This window comes from Halomonas sp. NO4, assembly GCF_010994375.1.
GTDB lineage: Bacteria > Pseudomonadota > Gammaproteobacteria > Pseudomonadales > Halomonadaceae > Halomonas.
On the sequence record NZ_WHMA01000017.1, the window covers coordinates 45,050 to 65,973 of the forward strand.

The 20,924-nt window shown below is 66.7% G+C and carries 19 protein-coding genes; all 19 read right to left on the reverse strand.

The window, feature by feature from the left end; all coding sequences use genetic code 11:
- Positions 1-54: 54 nt before the first annotated feature.
- The 19 genes from cheZ to FEF15_RS12700 all read right to left on the reverse strand — a co-directional run bounded on the left by cheZ (position 55) and on the right by FEF15_RS12700 (position 20,877).
- Positions 55-750, reverse strand: coding sequence for a protein phosphatase CheZ (gene cheZ / locus FEF15_RS12610; RefSeq protein WP_163559527.1), 696 nt, complete (start codon positions 748-750; stop codon positions 55-57).
- A 45-nt stretch (positions 751-795) separates the two neighbouring features.
- Positions 796-1,185, reverse strand: coding sequence for a chemotaxis response regulator CheY (cheY, locus tag FEF15_RS12615; protein ID WP_163559528.1), 390 nt, complete (start codon positions 1,183-1,185; stop codon positions 796-798).
- A 25-nt stretch (positions 1,186-1,210) separates the two neighbouring features.
- A complete protein-coding gene (locus FEF15_RS12620) occupies positions 1,211-2,965 on the reverse strand; it encodes a methyl-accepting chemotaxis protein (RefSeq protein ID WP_163559529.1) in 1,755 nt (584 codons plus the stop codon).
- A 69-nt stretch (positions 2,966-3,034) separates the two neighbouring features.
- Positions 3,035-4,096: a chemotaxis response regulator protein-glutamate methylesterase gene (locus tag FEF15_RS12625; protein WP_163559530.1), complete on the reverse strand. Its 1,062-nt coding sequence runs from the start codon at positions 4,094-4,096 to the stop codon at positions 3,035-3,037.
- A gap of 86 nt (positions 4,097-4,182) precedes the next feature.
- Positions 4,183-5,067 (reverse strand): CheR family methyltransferase, encoded by an 885-nt coding sequence (locus tag FEF15_RS12630; RefSeq protein ID WP_163559531.1) that lies wholly within the window; start codon positions 5,065-5,067, stop codon positions 4,183-4,185.
- Positions 5,064-7,247, reverse strand: coding sequence for a methyl-accepting chemotaxis protein (locus tag FEF15_RS12635; RefSeq protein WP_163559532.1), 2,184 nt, complete (start codon positions 7,245-7,247; stop codon positions 5,064-5,066). Before FEF15_RS12635 ends, FEF15_RS12630 begins: the two co-directional genes overlap by 4 nt.
- A 153-nt stretch (positions 7,248-7,400) precedes the next feature.
- Positions 7,401-8,753 (reverse strand): methyl-accepting chemotaxis protein, encoded by a 1,353-nt coding sequence (locus FEF15_RS12640; RefSeq protein ID WP_163559554.1) that lies wholly within the window; start codon positions 8,751-8,753, stop codon positions 7,401-7,403.
- Between the two features lie 101 nt (positions 8,754-8,854).
- Entirely contained in the window at positions 8,855-10,504 is a 1,650-nt protein-coding gene (locus tag FEF15_RS12645; protein WP_346427863.1) for a methyl-accepting chemotaxis protein, read from the reverse strand.
- Between the two features lie 91 nt (positions 10,505-10,595).
- On the reverse strand, positions 10,596-11,090 hold the full coding sequence (locus FEF15_RS12650) for a chemotaxis protein CheW (protein ID WP_163559533.1): 495 nt from the start codon (positions 11,088-11,090) through the stop codon (positions 10,596-10,598).
- The gene (gene cheA / locus FEF15_RS12655) at positions 11,087-13,276 is read right to left on the reverse strand and encodes a chemotaxis protein CheA (RefSeq protein WP_163559534.1); all 2,190 of its coding nucleotides are present in this window, start codon (positions 13,274-13,276) and stop codon (positions 11,087-11,089) included. The genes FEF15_RS12650 and cheA overlap by 4 nt, the downstream gene beginning before the upstream one ends.
- Positions 13,277-13,315: 39 nt before the next feature.
- On the reverse strand, positions 13,316-14,272 hold the full coding sequence (gene motB / locus FEF15_RS12660) for a flagellar motor protein MotB (protein WP_163559535.1): 957 nt from the start codon (positions 14,270-14,272) through the stop codon (positions 13,316-13,318).
- Positions 14,269-15,141, reverse strand: a complete 873-nt coding sequence (motA, locus tag FEF15_RS12665; RefSeq protein WP_163559536.1) for a flagellar motor stator protein MotA — start codon at positions 15,139-15,141, stop codon at positions 14,269-14,271. Before motA ends, motB begins: the two co-directional genes overlap by 4 nt.
- Positions 15,142-15,324: 183 nt before the next feature.
- Positions 15,325-15,897 carry a flagellar transcriptional regulator FlhC gene (gene flhC / locus FEF15_RS12670; protein WP_163559537.1) on the reverse strand — a complete coding sequence of 191 codons (573 nt, stop codon included), beginning with the start codon at positions 15,895-15,897 and terminating at the stop codon, positions 15,325-15,327.
- On the reverse strand, positions 15,894-16,226 hold the full coding sequence (gene flhD, locus FEF15_RS12675) for a flagellar transcriptional regulator FlhD (protein ID WP_163559538.1): 333 nt from the start codon (positions 16,224-16,226) through the stop codon (positions 15,894-15,896). Before flhD ends, flhC begins: the two co-directional genes overlap by 4 nt.
- Before the next feature lie 328 nt (positions 16,227-16,554).
- Complete coding sequence (locus FEF15_RS12680) at positions 16,555-16,836, reverse strand: EscU/YscU/HrcU family type III secretion system export apparatus switch protein (protein ID WP_163559539.1); 282 nt, start codon at positions 16,834-16,836, stop codon at positions 16,555-16,557.
- Complete coding sequence (locus tag FEF15_RS12685; protein ID WP_163559540.1) at positions 16,829-18,211, reverse strand: flagellar hook-length control protein FliK; 1,383 nt, start codon at positions 18,209-18,211, stop codon at positions 16,829-16,831. Before FEF15_RS12685 ends, FEF15_RS12680 begins: the two co-directional genes overlap by 8 nt.
- Complete coding sequence (locus tag FEF15_RS12690) at positions 18,208-18,594, reverse strand: flagellar protein FliT (protein ID WP_240454161.1); 387 nt, start codon at positions 18,592-18,594, stop codon at positions 18,208-18,210. Before FEF15_RS12690 ends, FEF15_RS12685 begins: the two co-directional genes overlap by 4 nt.
- A gap of 7 nt (positions 18,595-18,601) precedes the next feature.
- Positions 18,602-19,021 carry a flagellar export chaperone FliS gene (gene fliS / locus FEF15_RS12695; RefSeq protein WP_163559542.1) on the reverse strand — a complete coding sequence of 140 codons (420 nt, stop codon included), beginning with the start codon at positions 19,019-19,021 and terminating at the stop codon, positions 18,602-18,604.
- A gap of 173 nt (positions 19,022-19,194) precedes the next feature.
- Positions 19,195-20,877, reverse strand: a complete 1,683-nt coding sequence (locus tag FEF15_RS12700) for an HD domain-containing phosphohydrolase (RefSeq protein WP_163559543.1) — start codon at positions 20,875-20,877, stop codon at positions 19,195-19,197.
- Positions 20,878-20,924: the final 47 nt, after the last annotated feature.

Below are 20,924 nucleotides of genomic sequence, written 5' to 3' on the forward strand. Positions count from 1 at the left end.
GACGCGGCGAGTACGCGGGGCGGAGCCTCGGACGCAGAGCCGAGGCGCAGCAGGCTAGAAGCCCAGTTGGTCCAGCAGGTCGTCCACCTGATCCTGGTTGGTGACGATGTCGGCGGCGTCCTGCTTGACCTGGGGACCATTGAGCAGGCCCTCCTCCCGCTTGCGGGCGTCCGATTCCCAATGGTCGTTGGCCTGGCGCTGCATGCTCTCGCGAGCCAGCTCTTCGGGGACGTTGTCGATCAGCACCTGCACGAGCTGGTGCTCGATCTCGCGGATCACGTCCATCATCTTCTTGATCACCTGGCCGGTCAGGTCCTGGAAGTCCTGGGCCATCATGATCTCGAGGAGCTCCTTCTGCGTGGCCTGGGCCTTGTCGGGCACATCGGCAAGGTAGCTGCGTGTCTCCTTGACCAGGTCACGCGCGTCATCGAGCTCCTTGGGCTCGGCGAACCACTCGGCCCAACGCTTGTCCAGCTCAACGGCACGCTCGTTGAGCGAGTCCTGCAGGGGCTGGGCGCGATCGATGGCGTTCAGCGCTCGCTCCGCCGCCTGCTCGGTCATGCTGGCCACATAGCTCAGGCGGTCTCGGGCGTCGGGGATCGCCTCGGCGGCTTTTTCGATCTCTTTGTCCAGCCCCAGCTCCCGCATGCTCTCGCGCAGCATGCGCGTCAGCTGGCCGATGCGCAGAACCAGATCATCGCCCGCAGCACCCGATGACCGAGCCTGGCCCGGCTGCTCGTTTGCGCTCATCTCTTTCTCCTCGTGCCGGCGGACGCCAAGCGCCCGCCGGTCTTGTCATTTGCCCAGCTTCTCGAAGATCTTGTTCAGCTTCTCTTCCAAGGTCGCTGCCGTGAACGGCTTGACCACGTAGCCGCTGGCACCGGCCTGGGCGGCGGCGATGATATTCTCCTTCTTCGCCTCGGCGGTAACCATCAGTACCGGCAGCTCCTTGAGGGCGTCGTCGGCACGGATCTGCTTGAGCATCTCCAGCCCGTCGAGATTGGGCATGTTCCAGTCGGACACCACGAACTCGAAGTTGCCGGCACGCAGCTTGGTCAGTGCGTCCTGGCCATCCTCGGCCTCTTCGACGTTGGTGTATCCCAACTCCTTCAGCAAGCTGCGAACGATCCGGCGCATGGTCGGAAAATCATCGACCACCAGAAAGCTCATGTTTTTATCGGCCATCGGAATTCCTCGTTGCGTTCACTGATTAAAATTCTTCCCAATCCTCTTCGCCGACGGCTTCACGCCTGGCCGCCGGGCGGGGCTGGGGTTTGGGATCCACTGGTGCCGCCCGGCGCGACTCACGGGGAGCCGGCAGGCTGGCGGAAGTCGCCGCCGAACGGCTGCTCTCGCCTTCGCGAGTGCTCGGCGCGCGGCTCGCGGCCGGGGCGGCATGCTGAGCATCACTGGCCAGGCGGAAGACCGCCACCGCCCGCTCGAGCCGATTGGCCTGCTCTTCCAGCGAGGCGGCGGCAGCCGAGGCCTCCTGAACCAGCGACGCATTCTGCTGCGTCACCTGGTCCATCTGCTCGACGGCATGGCTGACCTGCTCGATGCCGTCGCTCTGCTCCTGCGAGGCTGCCGAGATCTCGTCCATGATATCGGTCACGCGGCGCACGGCCTGGACCACCTCCTGCATGGTCTCGCCGGCATCACGCACCAGCAGCGAGCCATCCTTGATCTGAGTGACGGACTCGTCGATCAGCGTCTTGATCTCCTTGGCCGCCGTGGCGCTGCGGCTGGCCAGGTTGCGCACCTCGCCGGCCACCACGGCGAAGCCGCGGCCCTGCTCGCCGGCCCGCGCAGCCTCCACCGAGGCATTGAGGGCCAGGATGTTGGTCTGGAAAGCGATGGAGTCGATCATCCCGGTGATGTCGCTGATCTTCTGGGAACTCGCGGAGATGCCGTCCATGGTGGTCACCACCCGGCCGACCACCTTGCCGCCGCGTTCGGCGGTGGTCGAGGCCTCCAGTGCCAGGCCACTCGCCTGGCGGGCGTTGTCGGCGTTCTGGCGCACCGTGGAGGTGAGCTCCTGCATGCTCGAGGCGGTCTCTTCCAGGGAGGCCGCCTGCTGCTCGGTGCGCGAGGAAAGATCGGCGTTGCCGCTGGCGATCTCACGGGTACCCACGTGGATGGAGTCGCTACTAGTGCGCACGTCGCCGACGATCCCAGTCAGGCTCTGCTGCATGCCGCGCATGGCGTTGAGCAGCCGTCCGATCTCGTTGCGCCCGCCCTCGGGGATGCGCGAGGTGAGATCGGCCTTGGCGATGGCGTCCAGGTTCTCGACGGCCACGTTGAGGGGACGAATCACCACGCTGCGCAACCCGAAATAAATCAGGCCGGCAACGACAATAACGGCAACCAAAAGCCCCCACTCGATCCATGTGAACAATGTCGAGATTTCCTCGAGCTCTACCTTTAGCGCATCGCCACGCTCGCTGGCATAGCGCACGAATTCGGTCAACGTTTCCTCCTGAGCGGCTACCGGTTCGGCCATCTCCTCGCGCAGGACGTTGAACGCCGTGGTGTCCATCTGATCGAGTGCCGCATGCTGGTCGTATGCCAGGTCGAGAACGGCCTGGAACGTCTCTTCGACTCGCGCCCCCAGCGCTTCGCCCTGCGAAGTACGGGGCACGGAAGCAAAGTCCGCGAAGCGCGCTTCGGCACGCTCCAGCTGGCCGAGAGCCGAGACCAGGCGGTCGTCTGCCTGGCCGCTGCGCCCCAGCATGAACATGTTGGAGGCCACTTCCAGGTCATAGAGAGCGCCACTAATCAGTCCATCGGCCCGGTTGATCTCGTTGAGCTGCGCGACATTGATCTGCTCGAGGGTGTCGAGCGTTTCTTGAGTCATGCGATCAGCCAGGATGCTGGTGACGATGGTGGCGAAAAATGCCAACAACAGCGTTGTCAAAGCCACGATCACTGCAGCACGGATGCTCAGATTGCGTAATAGACGGGACATGTAGCGCGGCTCCTAAAGCACGTTGCGATCAGGGGTGTAATGGAAACTATCGGATATTGGTGAATGCCATCATACCCGCTGCGCTCGGCCCGAAGCGGCTATCAGCGCCATCACCCGCTCGGGGATGTGCTCCAGCGACACCACCTCCTGCGCTCCGCCCAAGGCGATGGCTTCGCGCGGCATGCCGAAGACCACGCAGCTCGCCTCGTCCTGGGCAATGGTTGACGAGCCGGCCTGGCGCATTTCCACCAGGCCGGCGGCACCGTCCTTGCCCATGCCGGTGAGCAGCACGCCGATGGCGTTGCGGCCGGCCTGGGTCGCCGCCGAGTGGAAGAGCACATCCACCGAGGGGCGATGGCGATTGACCGGCGGCCCGTCGTCGAGGCGTGCCACGTAGTTGGCCCCGCTGCGCGCCAGCTTGAGGTGATGGTCACCGGGAGCGATGTAGGCGTGCCCCGGCAGCACCCGTTCGCCGTCGGTCGCCTCCTTGACGGTGATGCGACACAGCCGGTCGAGCCGCTCCGCGAAGGAGCGCGTGAAGCCGCCCGGCATGTGCTGGGTGATCAGGATCGCCGGGCTGTTGGCCGGCAGCGGCTCCAGCACCGCGCGGATCGCCTCGGTGCCGCCGGTGGAGGCGCCGATGATGATCAGCTTTTCGCTGGTGCTGATCGGCGCCTTGAGCCGCGCCGGGGCGGGTGTGTCGTGCTTGCGTGCCTGGCGCGGGCGCGACTTGGCGGCGGCGCGGATCTTCTCGGCGATGTCGTCGGCATACTCGCGCATGCCGCTGCGGATACCCAGCGACGGCTTGGCGACGAAGTCCAGGGCGCCCAGCTCCAGCGCGCGCAGGGTAATCTCGGAGCCCGCCTGGGTCAGCGACGACACCATCAGCACCGGCATGGGCCGCAGGCGCATCAGGCGCTCGAGGAAATCGAGGCCATCCATGCGCGGCATTTCCACATCCAGCGTCAGCACATCGGGGTTGTGGCGTTTGATCAGATCGCGGGCCACCAGCGGGTCCGGCGCCACGGCAACCACTTCCATGTCGGGCTGTTCGTTGATGATCTCGCTGAGCAGGTCGCGTATCAGGGCCGAATCATCGACGCACAGCACCTTGATCGGGTTCGATCCCAAGGCAAGCCTCCTTGTCTCCCGGGTCGCTGCCTGCAACCCAAGGCGAAATTGAACTAAGTGACCTATCGGCCAGGGCGGGGGTAACTTTAGCGGCCGCGATCGGCCAGGGTGTAGACGGTCTGCCCCCGCAGCCGGAACACCTCGGTGATGTAGGAGAAGTTCTCCGAGTGACCGGCGAACAGCAGACCGTCCGGCTTGAGCAGCGGCGCAAAGCGCTCGAGGATGCGCGCCTGGGTCTGCTTGTCGAAATAGATCATGATGTTGCGGCAGAAGATGGCGTCGAAGGGCCCCTTCACCGGTGGCCACTGCGGCGCCAGCAGGTTGAGGGCATGGAACTCCACCAGATTGGCGGCTTCCGGCCTCAGCCGCGCCAGCCCCTCGTGGCGACCGCGCCCGCGCTGGAAGAAGCGCTTGACCCGCTCCTCGTCGAGCTTGTTGACCTGCTCCACCGGGTAGATGCCCGCCCGGGCCCGGTCCAGCGCATCGGTGTCGATGTCGGTGGCGATGACCCGGGCATCAGCGGCCCGCGCCCCCAGGGTCTCCATCAGGGTCATGGCGATGGAATAGGGCTCCTCGCCGGTGGAGGCGGCGGCACTCCACACGCACACCGCGTCGCGGCGCTCGCGGACATGCTCGGCGAGCAGCGGAAAGTGGTGCGCCTCGCGAAAGAAGGCGGTGAGGTTGGTGGTCAGCGCATTGGTGAACGCCTCCCACTCCCGTGCCTGGGGGTTCTGCGCCAGGCGCGCCAGGTAGTCGCTGAAGCGCGTCATCCCGTGATGGCGCAGCCGCTTGGCCAGCCGGCTGTAGACCATCTCACGCTTGTGCTCGGCCAGCACGATCCCCGCCCGCTCATAGATCAGCTGACGGATGGTCGTGAAGTCCGTGTCGGTCAGGATGAGGTCGCGTTCCAGCTGACCTCCCCCTGACCATTGCCCCGAGTCGGGTGCCGGGCCTTCCACTGGCTGGGTCAAAACGTTTCCCACTCCTCTTCAGCGGCCGCACGGTGGCGAGCCGGGCTCGGTTGATGCGTCACGGGCAGGGGGTCGCCCTGTACCTCGCGCGGTGCGTCGCGACGCGGACCACCGGCGTCGCGCCGCGACGTCGACGCGGGCACCTGCTCCACCCCCATGCCACGCATGCGGTAGACCTGCATGTCGCGGGCGAGCCGGGCCACCTGCGCCTGCAGTTCGCCGGCCGCGCGCGCGCTCTCCTGCACGCGACTCGCGTTCTGCTGGGTGACCTGGTCGAGTTCGGTGATCGCCTGGTTGATCTGCCCGATGCCGTTGCTCTGTTCCTCCGAAGCCGCGGTGATCTCGCCGATGATGTCGTTGACGCGAGTGGCGGTCTCCACCACCTCGACCATGGCGCTCTCGGCCTGCTGCACCCGGTCGGCGCCGCCCTGGATCTCGCCGTTGGTGCCGTCGATCAGCGCGCGGATCTCCTTGGCCGCCTCGGCGCTGCGCCCGGCCAGGCTGCGCACCTCGCCGGCCACCACCGCAAAGCCGCGGCCCTGCTCGCCGGCGCGCGCCGCTTCCACCGAGGCGTTGAGCGCCAGGATGTTGGTCTGGAAGGCGATGCCGTCGATCACCCCGATGATGTCCTTCATCTTGCGGGAGCTGGCGGTGATGCGCTCCATGCTCTGCACGACGCCATGCATCAGCTCGCCGGTTTCCTGCATGCGCGTGGCATTGTCCATGGCCAGGCCGCTGGCCTGACGGGCGTTGTCGCTGTTCTGCTGCACCGTGGTGGTCATCTCCTCGGTGCTGGAGGCGGTCTGCTGCAGCGAGGCCGCCTGCTGCTCGGTGCGCGAGGCGAGTGCGTCGTTGCCGTCGGCGATCGACTGACTGGCGGGTGCGACGATCTCGACGCCCTGCTTCACGCCCAGGGTGGTGTTGTAGAGGCTGTGGCGCATGATGCCGAGGGTGGCCATCAGCCGGCCGAACTCGTCATTCTTGAGCTTGGGCACCGTGGTGGCGAGATTGCCCGAGGCGATCTGCAGGGCGATGTTGCCTGCCCGCTTGAGCGGTCGGTTGATCGACGCCATGATCCAGCTGCCCAGTGCAATCAGCACGAGGAAACCGATCACCAGAAAGACGGACTGGCCGATCAGGATCTGCTGCTGGCCCTGCTCGGCCGCTTCCGACATGGCCAGGGCCGCCTGGCGCTTCTGCTCGATGAGTTCGTTGACCGTGCCGCTGAGCTCGGCGCCCTGAGCCCGCAGCGGCGCCACGTCGTTGTTGAGCGCCGTGAAGGTATCCAGGGAATCCTCGGAGGCCAGGGCGTCGCGCATATCGGCGAGCCCCTCGTCGAGGTAGGTCGTGAGTGCCGCGCCGAAGCGATCGGCCAGCGCGGTGGCATTGACGTCACGCTCTCGGTACTGGCTCCACAGATCACGCAGGCGCGTGATGGTGTCGTCGAGCGCCGCGGCATGCTCCGCGCGGGCGGAGAGGATCTCCATGCGGTCCTGGCTGCCCACCCGCTGGTGTCCTTCTGTCACCAGCTGGCCGATCTGCTGCAGGCGGATGACGTCCTGCAGGCCATCGCGGTTGAGCTCGTTGACGCGTTCGCCAGACACTTGCAGGCTGAAGAGCCCGACGCCACTGCTCACGGCGAGCATCAGCAGCGGCACCAGGGTCATCAGCACCAGCTTGGCGCGAATGCTGCCCAGGTTGAGGCGCGACCACCAGCCGACGACACCGCGACGCGTCACCTGGCCGCGGTGCACCGCGAGGCCGCTCCCCTTGGCCTCGCGCATACGCGCATACTGCCTGTCGGCGCGCGCCACCGCTTCGGGGTCGGCCTTGGTGCGCACCGAGGTGTAGCCCAGGCACTCGCCATCCTCGACGATCGGCGTCACCGTGGCCTGGACCCAGTAGTGGTCGCCGTTCTTGCAGCGATTCTTGACCACCCCCTGCCAGCTGTCGCCCTTCTGGAGCGTCGCCCAGAGATCGTCGAACACCGCCTCCGGCATGTCGGGATGCCGCACGATGTTGTGCGGCGAACCCACCAGTTCATCCCAGCTGAAGCCGCTGACCTCGATGAACCCGGAGTTGGCGTAGGTGATCCGTCCCTTAAGGTCGGTCCGCGAGATCAGCAGGTGTTCTGTCTCGAGGGGGAATTCCCGCTGGGTGACGGGCTGATTGTTGCGCATGTGTTCTCCTGCTCTTCTTCTTGCCCCTCGTTCTCAAGCGAGCCATGGCGATGTGCCTGCGCAAGAGAGTCCGTCAGAGGGAGCCGGCGTGGTGCAATTTTTTTATAGTGTCGTGATGGCGACGTGACACGGCCGATACGAGCCGCTAGGCACTCAGAAGGAGGCCCACTCCTCTTCCTCGTCGACTTTTTCTTCCCCCTTGCGGGCGACGCTGCGTGTCGCCGGCAAGGCCGGCGCCGCCCGGCGCCGATCGGCGGGTCGGGGATCGATAGCGGCGGCTTCCCCCCGGGGCTCGTCGCGATTCGCCGCGGGCGCTTCCGAGGTGGCGTCCCGCGCCGACTCGCCGGCCAGGCGGAAGCGCATCACCGCGTCGCGCAGGCGGGCCGCCTCGGCTTCGAGCTGGGTGGCCGCGGTGGCGGCCTGCTGCACCAGGGCGGCGTTCTGCTGGGTCACCTCGTCCATCTGGGTGACGGCCTGGTTGACCTGCCCGATGCCGCTGCTCTGCTCCTGGGAGGCGGAGGCGATCTCGTCCATGATGTCGCTGACGCGCTGCACGGCCTCGACGATCTCGGTCATGGTCTTGCCCGCCTTGTCGACGCGCTGGGTACCCACATCGACGCGCTTGAGCGAAGCCTCGATCAGGGTGCGGATCTCGCCGGCGGCGTTGGCGCTGCGTCCGGCCAGATTGCGCACCTCCTGGGCGACCACGGCGAAACCGCGCCCGTGCTCGCCGGCCCGTGCGGCTTCCACCGAGGCGTTCAGCGCCAGGATGTTGGTCTGGAAGGCGATGTTGTCGATCACCTCGATGATGTCCGACATCTGGTGCGAGCTCTGGTTGATCTCGTGCATGGTGGAGACGACCTCCCCCACCACCTCACCGCCCTGCTGGGCCGTGCGCGAGGCCTCGGCGGCCAGCTGGCTGGCCTGGCGAGCATTGTCGGCGTTGTGCTCCACCGTCGAGGCGAGCTGCTCCATGCTCGACGCCGTCTCGGCCAGCGAGGCGGCCTGCTGCTCGGTGCGCGACGAGAGCTCGCTGTTGCCCTGGGCGATATCCTGTGAGCCCAGGTAGATGCCCTCGCTGCTGCCACGCACCGAGCCCACCGTGGCGGAGAGGCCGTCCTGCATGTGCTTCAGGGAATTGAACAGACGACCGATCTCGTTGCTGCCGCGTTCCTCCACCGGCTGGGAGAGATCGCCCTGGGCCAGGCCCTCGAAGTAGCCGACGAGGCGCGCCAGCGGCTTGAGCACGTTGACGGTGATGCCCCACATCACGATCGCCATGACCAGGGCGGAGCCGATCAGGATGGCGATGATGCCTAGGCGCATCCAGTCGGCGATTTCCGCGTAGGATTGCGACAGGGCGAGGCCCGTCTCGCCGGCTTCGGGAGCAATGTCGGCGACGGCATTGGTGCCGATGTGCAGGGCGTAGAGCCCCAGGCCGCTGAGCAGCACGATCATGCCGGCGAAGAACACCAGCACCAGACTCCAGCTGACCCGGACGGTCATGTTGTCGAGAAGCTTCACGTCATTCCCTCATGATCGACAGGCACGCAGCCTGATGGTTATCGGTATGCACCCGGCCGCGAGCGCGACCGGGCGCATCGGTCTCAGGCTTCGGCCGGCTCGCGGTGTGACGCCCAGGCATCCTCGTGGCGGCGCGCGCTGGCATCGGCCAGCCGGGGCGGCTTGGGGTCGATGGCCGCCGGTGATGCCGCCACCCCGGGGACGCGGAAGTGCGCCACCTGCTGGGTCAACCGCCAGCTCTGCTCGCGCAGGCGCTGGGTGGCGCTGTTGCTGCTCTGCACCAGACCCGCATTCTGCTGGGTCATCTGATCCATCTGGGTGACGGCCTGGTTGACCTGCTCGATGCCGCTGCTCTGCTCCACGGAGGCGGACGAGATCTCGGCGACGAGGGTGCTGAGTTGGGTGATGTCGCGCACCATGCCCTGGATCACCTGCCCCGTCTCGCGCACCAGTTGGCTGCCGTTGGTGACCTGACCGTCGGCTTTCTCGATCAGGGCCTTGATCTCCTGAGCGGCCTCGGCACTGCGACTGGCCAGCTTGCGCACTTCCTCGGCCACCACGGCAAAGCCCCGCCCGTGCTCGCCGGCACGCGCCGCCTCGACAGAGGCGTTGAGCGCCAGGATGTTGGTCTGGAAGGCGATCGCCTCGATGGTGTCGACGATGCCGGTCATCTGCACGGCGCTGTCGTTGATGCTCGACATCGCCGCGATGACGTTCTCCATCGCCTCGCTGCCGCGCTTGGCGCTCTGCTCGGTATTGCCGGCCAGTTGGCGGGCCTGATCAGCATGCTCGGCGTTCTGCTTCACCGTCTGGGTGAGCTGCTCCATGCTGGAGGCGGTCTCCTCCAGCGAGGCCGCCTGCTCTTCGGTGCGAGTGGCCAGTTCGTCATTGACGGCGACGATGCTCTCCACCTCGTGGTCGACCTCGTCCGCCCGGCGGTTGATCTCGCCGATGGTGGATGCCAGCGAGCCGCGCATGCGGTCGATATGGTAGAGCAGGCTGCTGTCGTCGCCCTTGCGCAGCGCCACGTCCGAGACCAGATCGCCGTCGGCGATATGGCCGACGAACTCGGCCGCCGTGCGCGGCTCCCCGCCGAGGCGACGGGCGATGTCGCGGAACACGGCACCGATCAGCAGCGTCAGCGGCAGCCCGATGACCACCAGCCGCACCAGACTCCAGGTCAACGTGGAAAAGAAGGCCGCGTTGATGTCGTTGACGTAGACGCCGGTGCCCACGACCCAACCCCAGTCGGCATGGTATTCGTGGAAGGAAGTCTTCTTGGCCAGCGAGTCCTGCTCCTCGTGGGCCCACAGGTAGCTGACGAAACCGTCGTCGTTCCGTACCGATTCATAGAACTCGCGGAACAGGTAGCGCCCCTCGTCGCTCTGGTAGTCACCGACGAAGGTGCCCACGGGGAGACGCGGGTGAGCCAGCAGCTCGTAGTCCTCGTTGAAGACATAGACGTAGCCGCGCCCCTCGTCATAGGTCATGTCGCGCACCACGCTGGCGGCCTGGGTCTTGGCCTCGCTCTCGTCGAGTTCGCCGGCCTCGACCCGCTGGGTGTACCCCTCGATGGCGTTCATCGCCATGTCGATGTAGTCGGTGAGTGCGGTCTTGCGCTCCTCGATCATGATCTGGCGATTCTCCCAGGCTCCCCAGGCGACCAGCAGGATCATCGCCAGCCAGATGAAGGCGAACGAGCCCCACAGTTTCTGCATCGTCGTCAGTTTCAACTTACAACCCCCTGTTTCCAAACGGCTCACTGGCGCTGTTTGTGCTTATTCTAAAGTAGCCGGGCAAATGAAACTTGGCCCCGGCCAAGACTCACTCGGCCACCTTCTCGACCAGGGCCATCTCGTCGCTGGTGAGCAGCTTGTCGATGTCGACGATCACCAGCATGCGGTCGTCGAGGCTGCCCAGGCCGCTGAGGAAGTCGGAAGAGAGGGTCACGCCGAACTCGGGCGCCGGCTTGATCTGGTCCGGCGACAGGGTCATGACGTCGGAAACGCCGTCGACGACGATACCCACGATGCGGTCCTCGACGTTGACCACGATGACCACGGTCTGGCCGCCGTACTCGACCTTGTCGAGATGGAACTTGATGCGCAGGTCGACGATGGGCACGATCACGCCGCGCAGGTTGGTCACGCCCTTGATGAAGTCGGGAGTGTTGGCGATGCGAGTGACGTTCTCGTAGCCGCGGATCTCCTGCACCTTGAGGATGTCGATGGCGTACTCTTCGTCGCCCAGCGAGAAGACCAGGAACTCGCTGTTTTGCGCTTCTGCCGTGGCCATGGCGGCATCGGTCGTTTGATTCATGATGACGTCTCCATCTCGTTGTCGGTTACGGATTCAAGCGAGCGGTCGGCACGCCGCGGGCGGCGCGCCTCCTTCTTCTGGCGGCTCAGCCTGTGCAAGCCGGTGATGTCGAGGATCAGTGCCACGCTGCCGTCGCCCAGGATGGTGGCGGCGGATACGCCCGGCACCTTGCGATAGTTGGTCTCGAGATTCTTGACCACCACCTGCTGCTGGCCGACGAGATCATCCACCAGCAGCGCGTAGCGACGCCCCTCCCCCTGGACGATCACCGCGATGGTCTCGGTGAGCTCGGTGCGGGCATCGGCGACATCGAGGGCCTCGTGCACGGCGACTACCGGCAGGTATTCGTCGCGCACCTTGAGCACCACGTCGTCGCCGGCCATGGCGTAGAGGTCCTCCTTGGCCGGCTGCAGCGACTCCAGCACCGCAGAGAGCGGCAGGATGAACATCTCGCTGCCCACCTTGATCGACATACCGTCGAGAATCGCCAAGGTCAGCGGCAGCACGATGCGGATGGTGGTGCCCTCGCCGGGCCGGGACATGATCTGGACGTTGCCGCCCATGCCCTGAATGTTGCGCTTGACCACATCCATGCCCACCCCACGCCCGGAGACGTCGGTCACCTCCTTGGCGGTGGAGAAGCCCGGGGCGAAGATGAGCTGCCACACCTCGTCGTCGCTCATGGTGTCGGAGACGTTGAGCCCACTCTCCCGCGCCTTGTCGAGCAGCTTGTCGCGATTGAGGCCGGCACCGTCGTCGATCACCTCGATGATGATGTTGCCGCCCTGGTGCTTGGCCGAGAGGGTGAGCTTGCCGGTCCGCGGCTTGCCCGCCGCCTCGCGCAACTCGGGCGGCTCGATGCCGTGGTCGAGGCTGTTGCGTACCAGGTGGGTGAGGGGGTCGATGATGCGCTCGGTCAGGCTCTTGTCGAGCTCGGTGGCCGCCCCTTCGGTGACCAGTTCGATCTCCTTGCCGAGCTTCCCGGCGGTCTCGCGCACCACGCGCGGGAAGCGGCTGAACACGAAGTCCATGGGGATCATGCGGATCGACATCACCGATTCCTGCAGGTCCCGCGCATTGCGCTGCAGCAGGCTCATGCCGTTGACCAGGTTGCCGTTGGCCGGGCCCTCCAGCTCGCTGACGGTCTGATCGAGCATCGACTGGGTGATGATCAGCTCGCCCACCAGGTTGATGATCTGGTCCACCTTGTCGACGGAAACGCGGATCGAGGTCGACTCACTGCCTCCCTTGGCCTTCGCCTTGGGCTTGTCGGCGGCCTTGGGTTTACCCCCAGACTGAGGTTTGGCCGATGTCGGCGACTGGGCAGCGGCCTTATCCGCCGTTTGCTTCTCCGCCGAGGCCGCCGGCGTTGCGGCTTCCTGGCCGGCGCTCGCCTCGGGGGCGGCCTCGTCATCGGCGGGCGCCGCCTCACCGGCCTTGGCCGCTGCCGGGCCGTCTGCGGCGCCGATCTCGAGCTGGTCGGCATCGATGATGAAGCACATCACGGCCTCGATGTCGTCGTCGCTGACCGTGGACTCCATCACCACCTCGTAGCGGGCCTCGTCGCCGTGGTGTTCGATCACCTCGCCGAGCTGGCCGAGCTCCTCCACCAGCAGGTCGCGATCCTTCTCGCCGACGTTGAGCAGGGCTACTCGACGCCGCCCGCTGCCGTTATCGGCTGTGCTCGAGGCCTCGGATGCGACAGCGGCCGGCTGCTGGGGTTGGGTCGGTTCAGCAGGTTGTTGGGGCTTGGCCGCCGCCGAAGGCACCTCACCGCCGGCGGCCTCGAGCCCCTTGCCGATCTCCTCCAGGGCGAGCTTCTGCAGGGCCTGGCAGATGCGCTCGAAGGCTTCCTGATCGGGCTCGTCGCCGTTGCGGTAGGCGCCCAGCTGGTCGTTGAGCATGTCCTTGGTTTCCAGAAAGGTGTCGACGATATCCCGGCGCAGCGCCAGCTCGCCGTTGCGGGCATGGTCGAGCAGGTTCTCGAACAGATGGGTCGTCTTCTGCAGCACGTCGAAGCCGAAGGTTCCCGCCCCCCCCTTGATGGAGTGGGCCGCACGGAAGATGGCATTGAGCTGCTCAGAATCCGGTTCGTCCACATCCAGCTCCAGGAGGTGCCGCTCCATATCGGCCAGAAGCTCCTCGGCCTCCTCGAAGAAAGTGTCATAGAAGTCCGTGATATCCATGCGCAGTCCCACCTGGTGTCAGTTGGTTTCCCAGCCGCCTCACTCGTCGCTGAGCGAGCGGCTGAGGCTTTCCGTGAATTGTTGTACGGGGGCGAGGTTCACCTCGCCATCGAGCGCGTCCTGGCGGCGACTGAGCGGGCTCGGCACGCCCGGCCCATTCAGCACGCCGGGGTTGCGAATCCGATCGGCCACCTCGGGCAGCAGCAGCAGCAGCTCGATGCGTCGGTTGACCGGGTCGTCCGACTGGGTGTCCGGCATGGGCACCCGGTCGGCAAAGCCGGAGACGCGCAGCAGCTTGGCCGAATCGAGCCCGCCTTCCACCAGCTCACGGCGCGAGGCATTGGCCCGGTCGGTGGACAGCTCCCAGTTGCTGTACCCCCGGTAGCCGTTCAGATAGGCCAGGCTGTCGGTGTGGCCGCTGATGCTGATCTCGTTGGGCAGCTCGTTGATCAGCGGCGCCATGGCGCGCAGCAAATCACGCATGTAGGACTCCACCCGATCGCTGCCCAGGGCGAACATCGGCCGCTGCTCGGTATCCAGCAGCTGAATGCGCATCCCCTCGGGCGTCAGGTCGAAGCGCATCTGCTGGCGCAACTCGCGCAGGGCGGGGTCCTGCTCGATCACCGCCTCGATGCGCCGCTGCAGGTCCATGAAGAAGCGCCGCTGCTGCTCGCTGGGCCGCGTCTGCTGCTGGGTATCGATGCGTGCCCGCTCGCCGTCGCTGTGGACCGGGTCCGGCCCGCCGCCGGGAATCACCTGGGTGCTGCCCGAACGGTCGCCGCCGGTGATGGCGGTCATCAGCGGCGTGCTGAAGTACTCCGCCACCCCTTCGCGCTGCTCCTCGGTGGCCACGGAGAGAATCCACATCACCAGAAACAGCGCCATCAGGGCCGTCATGAAGTCGGCCAGGGCGATCTTCCAGCTGCCGCCATGGTGATTGTGGACGACCTTCTTGCGGCGGATGATGATCGGCCGCTTGTCTCGGCTCTCGCTCATTCGACCGTGGCACCCGCCTTGGCATTACGTACGTACTCCTCTAGCTCGCTGAAGCCGGGGCGCTCGGCGGTGTGCAGTGCCTTGCGCCCGAACTCCACCGCCAGCTGCGGCGCATAGCCGTGCAGGCTGGCCAGCAGGGTGACCCGGATGCACTGCAGCATCTTCTCGGCCTCCTTGATCTGGCGCTCCACGCTGCTGGCTACCGGATTGATGAAGCCGTAGCCCAGCAGGATGCCGAGGAAGGTCCCCACCAGGGCGTGGGCGATCATCACACCCATCTCGTCCGGCCCGGCATCGGCACTGCTGAGCGCCTTCACCACGCCCATCACCGCCGCCACGATGCCGAAAGCGGGCATGGCGTCGCCCACCTTGGCGATGGCATCGGCCGGGATATGCGCCTCCTGCTCGAACGCCTCGATCTCGTGGAGCATCAGCTCGTCGATCTCCATGGGGTCCATGCCGCCGCTGACCATCAAACGCAGGTAATCGGTCAGGAAGTTCATCACCATGGGGTCGGCGAGCACCTTGGGGTGCTCCTGGAACAGCGCGCTCTGCTGCGGGTCGTCGATATCGCGCTCGATGCCCAGCATGCCCTCGCGACGGATCTTGCTGAGCAGCTTGAACTGCACCGCCAGCAGCTCCATGAACATTGCCTTGTTGTACTTCTTGGTGCGGCGCAGCTTGGGAAGGATATTGAAGGTGGCCTTGATCGCCTTGCCGTTGTTGGCGGCGATGAAGGCGCCGGCCCCGGCGCCGCCGATCATCAGCAGCTCCGTGGGCTGGTAGAGCGGCCCCAGGTGACCGCCGGCAAGCACGTAACCGCCAAAAACGCAGAGTATGACGACGACGTAGCCAATCAGAATCAGCACAACCGGTATCCTTTTCAGGGGAGGCGACTTGACGTTATCTCGATCTATCGGCCGCCGGTGGCGCGACTTGAGCCGCGGCGCCAAAAAAATCGACCACCCAACGAACGCCGCCCCGGCAGCAGGTACCGGGGCGGCGTAGTGAAGCGCACGGCATCGGCCATGCACCGGAGGGGAAAGGCGGGACTAGCCCGACGCCACCGACACCGGATCGACGGACGCCCTGGCCGCCTCGCGATCGCGACGCTTGCGCGTCTTGCCCGCCCGCGATGGCGGCATGCAGATGCCGCACACATAGTCGTGATCCGGCGAGTGGGCATGGGCGACGTAGCGCCCGCCGCACTGGGTGCAGGCGGAAAGCTGCAGCTGATCGCTCTCGAAGAAACGCACCAGTGTCCAGGCGCGGGTCAGGCCCAGCACCGGCTCCACGTCATCGATGCGCACCTGCTCGCCATACAGCCGGTAGGCGGTGACGAAGGCCGTCATGCGCTCGCACTGCTGGTCCTCGCGCAGCCGTTCGTAGAAGTTGTAGAACAGCGAGGCATGGACATTGGGCAGCCAGGTGATGAACCAGTCGGTGGAGAACGGCAGCATGCCCTTGGGGGGCGACATGCCGCGCACTTCCTTGAACAATCGAATCAGCCGCGCCCGGCTGAGGTCGGTCTCGGTTTCCAGCACCTGCAGGCGCGCCCCCAGTTCGATCAGCTCGATGGCCAGCTGCACCTGCTGCATTTCCGCCACCAGGCTCTTCTGGGTCATGCCTCACCTCCCGCCACCGGCGAGGCGCCACCCTGCCCGGCCATCAGCAGGGACGCGTGGAAGCGGGAGAGGCCATTGTCGCGGGGATTGTCCACCACCTGGCGCAGCCGATCCGCCGCCTCATGCCCGAAATGGCACAGCAGCTGATTGGTACGGGAGAGAGTGGTGAGTTGAGCGGCACTCAGCGAGGCAATCAGATCGGCCATGTCGTCGTCGATCTTGAGGCGGAACATGGCGGCGGAGCGATTCTCGTTCAGCAGGCGCTGAGCGAGCAACAGGTAGGCCAGATTGAGATCCTGAATCTCATCCAGATGGTCGGTCGTCTGCATAGTTTTCCCTGCACGCGGTATGGCGTGTCGTTATTGGTCTAGCACTTTATTCTGAGCGATTGGCGACTTGACATGAAGCGCCGCTGTCAAATCCCTGAATAGCTGCCCTTCAGCATGGGCTATTCAGGCTATTGGGATTTTGCAGGCTTGCCAAGGTCTTTGCCAACTGGACAAAAGGCGAGGACGGGACTGCCATGTCATGACATGGATCAAACTTTACCCACACAGGGATAAGCGATTGGTCAAAAAGGACTAAGCAAAGAGGCCAAGAGATTGACAAATCCCCGTCGGCGCAAACAGGAAGCATTAAATTGCATTTTTTTACACTTCATGACACGTCATGCGACTGCGTATCCGACAGCTCGTACACCCAGACCAGGATCTCGGCGATCACCTGATAGAGTGACGCGGGAATGCGCTCGTCCAGGTCGAGACGCATCAACAATGACACCAGCTCGGGGGCATCATGCACATAGATGCCCTGCCGCTGCGCCTCGCTGAGAATGCGCTCGGCCATGTCACCGTACCCCTTGGCCAGCACGCGCGGGGCGTCATCGCCGTCGCGGTAGGCCAGCGCCACGGCCTGGCGGCGCGATTGTCGTTCAGCCATCGCCGCCCTCCTCCGGCACCCGCCGCGTATCGATCAACACCTCGTCGAACCCCGCCGCCTGCAGACGCTCCTTGAGCCGTGGCGCCCCCTCCTGGAGACTGGCCAGGGCCGTGTCGTCGGCCGCGCGCAGCTCGAGGCGCAGGTGGGTATCGCGCAGCCACAGCGCGACCTTGATCTCGCCCAGGCGCGGCACCTCCAGACGCAGCTCGGAGTGCCAGGCCGCATTCTCGTCGTCCTGGTCGGCCGCGCCCTCCTGGCCTCCCTCGCCGTCGCGCTGGGCGGCCGCCGGTATCTGCACCATCAGGGCCATGAAGATACCCGACCACACATCGCCCTCCCAGCGCAGCACGGGCGCCACCAGCATCTCGAGCTGATGGCGCACCAGGCCCTGCAGGCTTTCGTGGACCGGGTCGGCCGCCCCGCCGCGGGCGTGCAGCGCCGCCGGGTCGGTCGCTTCCCGCCCCGCGGCAGCTTCGGCGCCCGGCACTGGGCTCTGGGCCAGCGCGGCGCGGGGCGCCACCGCCTCGGGCTGCGCTGCCGCGGCATCGCTGCGGGGCAGCAGGGCGCCGGTAGCCGCATAGGAACCGGCCGCCTGAGCTGCGCTCCCCTTGGCGGCGGGCTTGGTCGCGCCCAGCAAACCGCTCGACTCCGCGGTCGGCAGGGGCAGTTGCTGAGTCGTAGCCTGCTGCCCGGCGACACCCACCGCCGGCTGGGCCTGACCGGCTGGACTGGCCGTCCCAGTCTGGACCATCTGACCGGTGTGCAGGAGCTGACCGGGCTGGCCGCCGCCCTGCCCCGCCGCGCCGACCAACGGCGCCGGCGGCTGGCCGGCCGACCCCGCCGCGGCCGGAGCAAAGCGCAGCGTCCGCCACGTCTGCGGCTCGCGCTCGAGCTGCTGTCGCGTCATCTCGCCGCGATACCACTTGGAGAGGTGCGACTCGTAGAAGAGCCCGCTGTCGCGCACGCCGCTCTGCAGGCGCTCCGCCAGCGCCGCGGCGTTCGGGGTCTCGCCGGCCCCCATCAGGGGCGCCTGGGGGCTCAGCACCGAAGGCGGCGCCGGAAAACGCAGCAGGACATCGGCAATGGTGCGGGCCGAGGCGCTGAAGTGGGTCTGGAAGGAGGCCTGGCGGGTGGCATCCACCAGCGGCAGCGGCTGGCTGGGCGCCTCGCCGCGCTGCGGGGTGGGCGCGAGCCCGGAGAGTGGCGCCCCGGCACCGCGCCCGTCGAGTCGGGAGTCGCTGTGCAGGGCCCTCGGGCCTGCGCCGGGATCGACCGGGCGCACCGGCTGGTTGAGATCACGCGGCGGTGGCACATCCGCATGCTTGCCGAGCACCTGATGCAGCAGGGTGTCGATCAGCGGGTTGATGCCGCTCACGGGCTCCCCTTGCCGGTGGTGTCGGCGCCATGGCGCACCGCTGAGCCCTGGCGGCCGTAGGTGCGCTGCAGGTCACGCTGACGACGCGAGCGATCCAGGAGCTGACCCAGCTCGTCGCGGCGTGCCATCAAGCGGTCGCGAATCACCAGGTCATCGGCCAGGATGGCTTCCAGCAGCTCGGCCTTGCGCGTGGCGTCGCCAGCGTCGAGCTCGCAGTCGGCATCCAGCGCCTTGAGGCGCTCCACCTGCGTCAGGTAGGCGTGCTGGCGCTCGATGAGCGTGTCCCAGTCCTCCGCCTCGGTCAGCGCCAGCATCTCCGCCACCTGGACGCGAAGCCGCCGATAGCCGGCGATCACCGCGGCGGGGCCATGCGCCTCGGTCATGGTCATGTCAGCCTTGCGCTGCCGCGCTGCCGATCTCGCGCCAGGCCGAGGCGATGTCATCGAGGAGTCGCTCGGCCTGATCGAGGCTCTCCACGTCATTGTGCAGGTTGCCGGCCAGCAGCAGGCGCGAGATGTAGTCGTAGAGCGAGCCGAGACGCTCGGCGATCTCGCCGCCCTTCTCGGTGTCCAGGGCCGCCATCAGGCCATTGTTGACGATATCCAGAGCCTTGGAGATCGACTGGCCCTTCTCGGCGGTGTTGCCCGCCTCGATGTGGATGCGTGCCGCGCGGATCGCCCCGATGGCGCCGTCGAACAACATCACGATCAGGCGATGCGGGCTGGCCGACATCACGCCGCTCTCCACGCCGACCCGGGCGTACGCGCCGGCGCCGCGACCGTAGGCGGCCGCTCCTCGCATGGAACTCATGGTGGACTCCTCTATCGATTCCTACCCAATAAGGCGGTCAGTCTGACAGGCCCTCGCCCCTGAGGTGCCGCGAATAAGCCCGTCGCCCGCGGTTATTTCCCGATATCGGCCCACGTCACACCAACTTTAGACCTTGACCAGGAATAATGGCCGGGAAACGAAGCGCGCCAGCCTCAGGTGGAAACGGGCACTTCCTCCACCATCTCGCCCAGTTGCGCCACCACGTCGCCACGGATCACGCGCCCCAGCCCCTCGCCGGGGGGGGCGATGCGGTCGGTGAGCTGCACCTGGAAGGGGCGCCCCTGGCCGTCCAGGCGCTGTATCCAGCCGAGCTCGCGGCTCTTGAAGCGCACCAGCGAGCCCACCGGCCGCAGGCCGAAGCGCTGGATATAGCGCTTGACCCAGCGCGGGTCGAACAGCCCCGGCTCCTTGAGCAGGTAGCGGTAGACGGCATCGATGGCCCAGGCCGAACGGTCGGCGCGGTCGCGGCGCAGGGCATCCACCACGTCGATCACGGCGCTCATGCGGGAAAGCTCGTGCAGCTGATCGCTGGCCAGCCCCTGCGGGTAGCCGCTGCCATCCAGCCGCTCGTTGATGCCTCCCACCACCGCGCGTGCCACGCTGGCGGAGAGCCACTGGCACGGAGTCAACCCGTCGAGGACCGTCTGGACGTGGGGGCGGAGCTGCGCACGCTCGTCGGGTCCGAGACGCTTCGCCTCCAGCAGCGACTTCGGCAGCAGGCCCTTGCCCAGGTCGTGGACCATGGCGCTCGCCGCCATGGCCTTTCGCACGTCGCGGGGCACCGAACTGCCACCGGCCAGCGCCAGCAGGTGCACGGCCACGGCCAGGCCGTGGCGCACCAACCAGGGTTCCTGGTGCAGGCAACGCGTGGCGAAGAGCAGCGCCTCGATGTCCTCGTCGGCGAGCATCAGCAGGCGATCGGCGTGCCGCGAAAGCTGCACGGAATCGAGGCGGCCGTCCTGCTGCAATTCCAGCAGTTGGGCATCCAGGTAGCCGGCGACCCGGGCCAGGCGTCGTGCCATGGGCGTGGGGTAGTCGAGCAGGTTGCGCCGCCCCACCGTGGGCGCCGACGCCGTCTGGGCCTGAAAGAGCAGCGACGGCAGGCGACCGTTGTCGCCGTCGCCGGCGCTGCGCAGCGACTCGCGCTCGATCTCGCGCACGAAGTACCACAGCTTGCGCTCCTGCTCGCCGGTCACCCCCTCGAAGCGAAAGCCCACGCGCAGCGCCTGGCGCTCCGGATCGGAGGCCTGGTGCCGCGGCGAGCCCTTGATCGTGAAGCGCGTGCCGTCGGGGAAGCACAGCTCGACGTCCAACGGATGGGCGGAACTCGACAGCAGCGAGGCCACCGAGGCCGGCAGCTCCAGCTGACAGCCTTCCAGGGAGAGGTCTTTGAGATCTCCCTGGGCGGAGGCGTCCTCATCGCCGCGCAGGATGGCCCCCACTTCCATGCCCAGGCGCAGCCGCGCCCGGAAGGACTCGCGGCGCTGCAGCTCCTCGAGATAGAGCGGATAGTCGCTCACGCAGATCAGGCGATCGCCACTGGGGCTGCAGCTCTCCGCCTTGAGCAGCGGCGTGCGCACCATCTTGCCGTCGATCTGCCCCAGCAGGCAAAACCCCAGGCCGCGCTTGAGTTCGACGCCCACCTCGCGGATGGCGGTGATATCGAGCAGCAGCGACTCGCCCACCACCTGCTCGGTGAGCAGCACCGGCTGCGGGCTGGCTGCCGGCTTGTCGAGCAGCAGCGAAGCCCCGCCCGGCTCGATCAGTTGGTCGAGCAGCGACTCGATCGCCGCGGGGCTGGTGATGCGTGTGAAATCGTCTTGCGCCTGCGCCATCCTTGCCTCGTCAACAGCGAGCCGCCCGGTGCGGCTCGAAACCCTGC